At 33.7% G+C, this 7,537-nt stretch carries 7 protein-coding genes and 1 pseudogene; 6 read left to right on the plus strand and 2 right to left on the minus strand.

Annotated elements, in window-relative coordinates:
- The 4 genes from P8M54_RS04210 to P8M54_RS04225 form a co-directional block, all read left to right on the plus strand.
- A partial coding sequence (locus tag P8M54_RS04210; RefSeq protein ID WP_300285545.1) for an FIST C-terminal domain-containing protein occupies nt 1-844 on the plus strand: 844 nt, incomplete at its 5' end.
- Complete coding sequence (locus P8M54_RS04215; protein WP_300285547.1) at nt 844-1,884, plus strand: ATP-binding protein; 1,041 nt, start codon at nt 844-846, stop codon at nt 1,882-1,884. The genes P8M54_RS04210 and P8M54_RS04215, both read left to right, overlap by 1 nt.
- Complete coding sequence (locus P8M54_RS04220) at nt 1,871-2,188, plus strand: Hpt domain-containing protein (protein WP_300285548.1); 318 nt, start codon at nt 1,871-1,873, stop codon at nt 2,186-2,188. Before P8M54_RS04215 ends, P8M54_RS04220 begins: the two co-directional genes overlap by 14 nt.
- Nucleotides 2,189-2,200: 12 nt before the next feature.
- A complete protein-coding gene (locus P8M54_RS04225; RefSeq protein WP_300285550.1) occupies nt 2,201-2,917 on the plus strand; it encodes a LytTR family DNA-binding domain-containing protein in 717 nt (238 codons plus the stop codon).
- A 321-nt stretch (nt 2,918-3,238) separates the two neighbouring features.
- Here the strand turns inward: P8M54_RS04225 and P8M54_RS04230 are convergent, their stop codons facing one another.
- Both P8M54_RS04230 and P8M54_RS04235 read right to left on the minus strand, forming a co-directional pair.
- A complete protein-coding gene (locus P8M54_RS04230) occupies nt 3,239-4,534 on the minus strand; it encodes a type II toxin-antitoxin system HipA family toxin (protein ID WP_300285552.1) in 1,296 nt (431 codons plus the stop codon).
- Complete coding sequence (locus P8M54_RS04235) at nt 4,534-4,878, minus strand: helix-turn-helix transcriptional regulator (RefSeq protein WP_300285553.1); 345 nt, start codon at nt 4,876-4,878, stop codon at nt 4,534-4,536. The genes P8M54_RS04230 and P8M54_RS04235 overlap by 1 nt, the downstream gene beginning before the upstream one ends.
- A 653-nt stretch (nt 4,879-5,531) precedes the next feature.
- On the opposite strand from P8M54_RS04235, the gene P8M54_RS04240 reads away from it, so the two are divergent.
- Nucleotides 5,532-6,887, plus strand: a complete 1,356-nt coding sequence (locus P8M54_RS04240) for an ATP-binding protein (RefSeq protein WP_300285556.1) — start codon at nt 5,532-5,534, stop codon at nt 6,885-6,887.
- 337 nt (nt 6,888-7,224) lie between these two features.
- Nucleotides 7,225-7,537, plus strand: a pseudogene (locus tag P8M54_RS04245) (serine hydrolase); the annotation flags it as partial.

The raw sequence follows: 7,537 nt of genomic DNA on the forward strand, positions 1-7,537 counted from the left end.
CCACACCATACGAAAGGTTATCCACGAAAGAAACATTGCCAATTTGCAAGAAAATTTACGACATTTATTTGTCCTGTCTGAGGGAAGTTTTATTAATGGGAGTTCGCTAATTGAAGGATTAGAAGTTAATATTCAAAATAATATTCCAATCTCAGGCGGAATGTGTGGAGACGATGCTAAATTTGAGAAAACTTTGGCCTCTTATAATGAAAATCCAAAAGAAGGTGAAGTAATTTTAATTGGTTTTTATGGAACAACTTTAGAAATTTCATTTTCAAGCTTTGGCGGATGGACACCATTTGGTCCCGAAAGAATAATTACAAAATCGGAGGCAAACATATTATATGAAATTGATGGTCAGCCAGCGTTAGACCTTTATAAGAAATATTTGGGTGAGAAAGCCAATAAATTGCCTCAAGCCTCTTTATTATACCCTTTAAATGTTACTGCTAAAGGGAAGCAGCAGGCAGTCGTACGAACAATTTTGAATATTAATAATGAAGATAATTCTATGATACTCGCTGGCGATGTTCCTGTGGATTCCAAAGTACAGCTGATGATGTCATCAGTGGATGGAATTGCAGATGGAGCGGAGCAAGCTGCTAAACTAGCAATGAATGATAGGAAAGTAAAACCTCAGTTAGCATTACTAGTAAGTTGTGTAGGCAGAAAATTAGTTATGAATCAAAGAGTAGAAGAAGAGATAGAAAGAGTGCAAGAAGTTATTGGTCCTGATGTGGCTGTAACAGGTTTTTACTCTTACGGAGAAATGGCACCTTTTGCCGAAAATACATTTTGTGAACTACACAATCAAACAATGACATTAACCTTGATTAGCGAATAATGAATACTTTACTAGAAAGACAAATTGCTAAATTCATAAAGCCAGAGCATTTAAAAGACTTAAATTTATTTTTAATTGCTGTTAATGATTCGTACGAAAATTACGAGGATCAACTTAGTATGTCACAAAGAGCAATGAAAATTAGTTCAGATGAGTTATTTGAAGCTAATAAAAAGCTCCGTGTAGAATCCTCAAATCTTAAAGAAATAAATAAAAACTTATCGGATATTTTACAATCAATGAATCTTGATCCTGATCAATTGTCCTATGAAAAAGAGTTTAGTAAAGCAGAATATCTAAAAAAACAAGCTTATGAAATAGTTGAAATTAATAAGCAACGAGAACAACTTTTAAAAAACCTGGCTGAACAAAATCAAGAATTAAATGAATATGCCCATGTCGTTTCTCATGATTTAAAAGCACCACTACGTAATATTGACACTCTTATTAATTGGTTTATTCAAGATAATGATGCTATTTTAAATGATGACAATAAAAAATCGCTACAGGTTATCCTATCAAATGTAGAGAAAATGGACTTTTTAATTAAAGGTATATTAGAATACTCCTCTATAGACAAGGTGGATACTCAAGACCGGTTGATAGATTTTAATATAGCAGTAAATGAAGTCATTAGGACAATTAATGTACCAGAAAGCATTTCAATTTCAATAGAAGAGAAACTACCAACACTATTTGGAAATGCAATGCGATTTAAACAGCTGTTTCAAAATTTAATTCAAAATGCAATAATGTATAATGATAAGTCACAAGGGAGTATTCAAATAGGAGTTATTGATAATGATACTAACTTTCAATTTTATATTAAAGATAATGGTATTGGTATAAACGAGCTATATCATAAAAAAATATTTAATATATTTACTAAATTAGAAAGCAATAATCAATCTTCAGGAATTGGGCTTTCAATTGTGAAAAAAATCATCGATTTTTACGAAGGAGCTATTTGGCTCGAAAGTGAAGAAAACAAGGGTACAACTTTTTATTTTACTTTACCTAAAAAAAATGGAGCAGCCTAATATTGATTACATCTTGAAATTGTCAGGTGGAGATAATAATTTTAAAATAAAAATGATTACCATCATTAAAAAAGAATTACCACTAGAGATCGATGCTTACAATAGGAGTGTAGCCCAAAAAGAATTTAAGGTCACAGCTGAGTGTGTGCACAAATTAAAACATAAAATTGCTGTACTTGGTTTAGAAAAAAGTTATTATATTGCTCATCAATATGAAGATCATTTATTAAAGAACAGTTCTGAATTCCAAACTGAATTTGAAAGCACATTAAATTTGATGCAAGCTTTTGTAAATGAATTATAAAAATTTGTAAGTATGAACTGCATTATAATTGATGATGAAATGATGGCGAGAGCCATCATTAGTCAGATGATTTCATCTCGTAAAGATTTAAATGTACTTGAAGAGTTTAGCAACGCTATGCAAGCAATTAAATTTTTAAATCATAACCAAGTTGATGCTATTTTTTTAGATATTCATATGCCCGATTTTACGGGTTTTGATTTTATTCAAACCATAAAGAACCCACCTAAAGTTATATTAATTACCTCCGATAAAAATTTTGCTATCGAAGCATTTGAATATGAGTGTATTGTTGATTATTTGGTAAAACCCATCTCCGAAGATCGATTTGAAAAAGCCGTTCAAAAACTAAGAACAGCAACTACAATAGCGGAATCAGTTGTGAAAAGTTCGGATGAGGTTACCGCAACGGATACAGCTGATGAGTTTTACATTAATATTGATCGAAGATTAATTAAAATAAATATTTCGACTGTTACACTAGTTGAGGCAAAAGGAGATTACATTTTAATTAAGACCGAAAATAAAAATTACACGGTTCACTCTACTTTAAAGAAAATAGAGGTTAAGCTACCAAAAGAATTATTTTTAAAAGTGCACCGATCCTATATAATTAACACAAAAAAAATAATTGACATCGAAGACAACAGTGTTTTAATAGGTAAAGATGTGATACCCGTTAGTAGGGCAAACAGACCCGAATTAATGCAACGTTTAAATTTGTTGTAATTTTCTATAAATGCTTTTTAGACTTCAACTATTGTTTTTTGAGCATGGTATAGTTGCTTTTCATACAAGCCTCAATGAAAAGTTTGTGTCGAAGGTTAAAAATATGTGCTGTGAAACAAATTTATTTTACACACTTTTTCTTTAACTAGTTATGTTAATTCTAATTCTTATCAGTTTCTTTGATCTTATACCACAGGTGGCCCGTCATTATTGCTAGTAAAAGAGTACTTAACTACACGAACCATTTTAGCTTTAGTTAAATTAAGAAGTGTTTGATTTTTAAAATTGTTCAACTGAATAATAAGAATTTAGCATTTAATTTTATTCCATCTTCAAATGAAATCCACCTATTTTCTCTTTTAAATTCTCTGCTACATTCGCTTTTTCGGCATATTCGTACCAATTAGCAACGGTGGCACTAATTTGCTCAATGATGGTATTGGCTTTTTTAATATTCATGTTTTTAGCAATAAGTAAAAGATCGTCTTTAGTAATGTCTTTTCTTTTACCATTGATACTAAGATTGTGCTGGCTCACCCAATCACTATCTGGGCGATAAGCAAAGCAGATATCATAAGCAGGTGCTAATTCCCAATTGCCTTCTTTTTTAAGGCGAAAAGCAAAGTTTTTAGTATGGTCGTCGCAGTTTCTAGCAATTACATTAAATGCCATTCTTCTAAATAGTTGTTCCGCTTGCGGGTAGGGAAGGCGTAACATACGCATGGTTTGAAACAACTGTTCGTAGCTAAAACTAGTAATTTGGCTGAAATCGTAGTGCTGCATCGCGCACAAGGTTTGTACATGGTGCTTCTCGGCTCCACCTTCACGATCAAAACGTTTGGTCATAAAATGGGCTCTACCGTTTTCCTCCATCAATCGGGATTCCATCATTTCAATTCCGCAGGCAGTTGCCATAAGGTAATAGGCCATTTCAATCCGACCATAGCCCGTACTTTCACCAAATTGAACATCACTTACGGTATCTAATTTTATCAGCCAATGTTCAAAACCTTTGGGTGCAATGGTTTGCCCAGACTTTACTTGTCCCGTTTTTTCATTATAGGCAATAATCGCTTTGGGGCGCGCACCACCAGCCGAAGTTCCTATTTTCAGAATGTCCAGCATGGCATTTTGATCGTTCTCACTAACATTAGTTTCAAAACCTTCTCTTTTAGAAAGCATTTTTTGCGAAAGGCTAATTAAATTGTCTATTTCTATATCAAATGCTTTTTTGTTTACCGTTAGTTGTGAGGGTTCAAATTCTAAAGCGCCCATACCACGAGTTCCTATGAAGCAAAGGAGTTCAACGGGGTTCATACTATTCTCAGGTCGGCTATTTTGCGCAAGCCAACTGTTGATTAATTGGTTTCCGTAGTCATCAGGCAGCACATCAGCGAGTAAGCCGGGTAATCCTCTAAATGTTTTGACATCTCGCAATTCAGGGAATGAAAAGATACGGTTGGCACTAGTACGTATTGGCATTTTTAGTGGTGCCAAATCTACGGTAGACTTTATGAATTTGGGGTCGTATTCAAAACTAGCCACAGCGGTTTGAGCATTCCAAGCTACGGCGCCAATTGTTTCTCCCCATATTTTTACAAAAGCGGTTGTGATCATTACCAGTCGGATTGATTAAAGTTTGTAGTTGTAGTACTGCTAGCACGTTGCCTCTTATTTTGCTCTTGTTTAGCGAGTTCTAAAGGGCTAATCTCCTGTTTTATAGTAAATCCTTCTAGTAAGTATAGAAGATCTAAAGCACGTAATATTTGAATTAAGGAAAGCAGCGTAATAGCTTCGCCGTTTTCAATTTGGCCCAAAGTCCATCGATTAACACCTGCTTCTGTAGCTACTTGTGCTTGCGTTTTATTGATCTTTAGCCGTTGATCTTTAATGAATGCTCCTATATTTTGTATAATAGCGAGATCACTCATTTCTATCCAATTATTGTTGGTATTTTCCATCTTTAAATTATTAAATTGCATTTTAAGTTGGTAGTTACCAACAAATATACAAATTTTAATGAAGTAAATCTAGTTATTTTTATTATGTTGGTAAAAACAATCTTTAAAGTGATTATTTGTTTTCATAGTTGGTATTTACCAACTCTATAATTTAAAATATATTATCATGAATGCCTCTTTTTTGACACCCTGACTGCAAAAGGATACAATTTAACAAAACAGGCACTCTTTACTTAATGCTCCTACTGAGGATTTATCGAGTGGGATTGAAGCTGAATGCACGCAATAAACACAAGTCGATTCGCCTATAAAAACAGGTTAAAACAGTTCATTAATTCAATGAAAGTAAACCATTTTATCACCATCTATTTTTCCTGGTATACAGGGAATTTTGGACTCTATTTTTAAATACACGATTCATCGGAATATGTAGTACATTTGATTGTAATTATTCAGACTGTAATTTTAGTTGCAAGCAGCAACATAATTGAACAATAAAAGACAAACGGAATTGAAACCATAGTTCTTATTTGAATTTTTTAAACATAAAAATGAGCAAAAAAGTACTTTCTAAAAATACAAATAGGTCTCTCTAAATCGAGAATAACCAAAATATTGCTGCTAAATTAATTATAGCGAGTGAAAAATTAGCGTTGCAAGTTATTGAAACCGAAAAACGCGAGCTCCAATTAATTTTTGTCAACAAAGAGCTTGAAGCTTCGAACAAGCAACTCGCTATTCAGAATGCCGAAAAGGAGGAGCGTGCAGCTGAATTAGTTATTGCTAATTCCGAGTTGGCTTATCAAAATAACGAAAAAGTAAAACGAGCTGATGAGTTGGTTATCGCTATCGAAGAATTGACGTATCAAAATCAGGAAAAAGTAAAGCGTGCTGAAGAGTTGGTTATTGCCATAAAAGAATTAACGTATCAAAATTCAGAAAAAGAGAAACGAGCTGATGAGCTGGTTATCGCTAACAGAGAATTAGCATATCAAAATTCAGAAAAGGAGAAGCGAGCTGATGAGCTGCTCATTGCTAATAAAGAATTGGCATATCAAAACGCAGAGAAAGAAAAGCGAGCCGAAGAATTAATAATCGCAAACAAAGAACTAGCATATCAAAACTCAGAAAAAGAAAAAAGGGCCGCAGAGTTAGTGATTGCAAACAAAGAGCTAGCGTATCAAAATCAAGAAAAAGAAAAACGAGCGCAAGAACTGATACTTGCCAATACAGAATTAGCCTATCAAAATATTGAAATGGAGAAGCGCGCGCGTGAATTGTTGATTGCTAACAAGGAAATAGAATCTTTTTACTATATTTCGAGTCATGATTTACAAGAACCACTAAGGAAAATCCAAACATTCTCCGGCAGAATCTTCGTAGAGGAATACGATAATTTATCTGCCATGGGGAAATATTATGTAGAGCGAACCAAATTATCCGCTTTGCACATGCAAACACTTATTGATGATTTACTTGCTTATTCCCGAACAAAAACTACTCAAAGAAAATTCGTGAATAGCAACCTCAATAAAATTGTAAAAGAAGCTATTAAAATGCTAAAAGAGGAAATAAAGGAAAAACAAGCCATTATCGAAGTGCAGGATCTTTCAGAAGTAAATGTTATTCCTTTTCAATTTCGACAATTATTGCAAAATCTTATCAGTAATTCGCTTAAATATTCCGTTCCAGAAGTACAGCCACATATTGTAATTACAAGTGATTTTATAAAATACGATAACGCAGCTAGTACTGATTTAGTTTTAAAATGCGATCACCATCACATCAGCGTAATTGATAACGGGATTGGATTTGATGCAAAATTTAATGAAAAAATATTTGAAATTTTCCAACGTTTGCACCATAAGAACGTTTACAAAGGAACAGGAATTGGGTTAACAATCGCACGAAAAATAGTGGAAAATCACAATGGTATAATTACAGCAACTAGTACAGTAAATAATGGTGCCCGATTTGATATTTATATTCCTGCTATTCAGGTTCATTAATTTTCGGTTACTGAAATACTACCAGTAGGACTGTATTGCTAAAGCTTTCACCTCGAATCCGCTGTTACGGGCATGTTTACTGAAATAGTTCAATAGTCTTTTTCAAAACACAAGTTGTTTACTAATTCAGCACGATAGGCTTTAGATGTTTGCAAAAAAGAGCAACGGTCTTAAATGCTTTTTCTACTTTATGCGAGTAGCATCTTTGCAATCCACTTTATAATTCGTATTTTCGAACAGCAAAACAACCTTAATTTGGTTTTTTGCTGTTTTTATATGCAGGTCAATCAGTTCTGAGGTGATTCAAAACTTATCTTTTGCCACAAAATAGTTAACTATGAAAAATACCATTCTCGCCTTTATTATTGGTCTTAGTTTTACATTAACACATGCACAAACCAACTACTATCCCGATAAAAAATGGCAGGTGAAAACAGCTACCGACCTAAAAATGAATCCAACGCTATTAAACGATGCGGTTGCTTTTGCTCAAGCGAATGAAAATAAAGTAGAGCGCGATTTACGAATTGCGGTGCTGAAATCCTATGCTCGCGAGCCCGACTATAAAATTGTAGGTCCAATGAAAGAACGCGGCGGTCCTGCCGGGTTAATCATCAAAAATGGGTATATCGTTGCGCAATGGGGAGATA

The organism is Flavobacterium sp., from assembly GCF_029242675.1.
In the GTDB taxonomy this organism is placed as follows: domain Bacteria; phylum Bacteroidota; class Bacteroidia; order Flavobacteriales; family Flavobacteriaceae; genus Flavobacterium.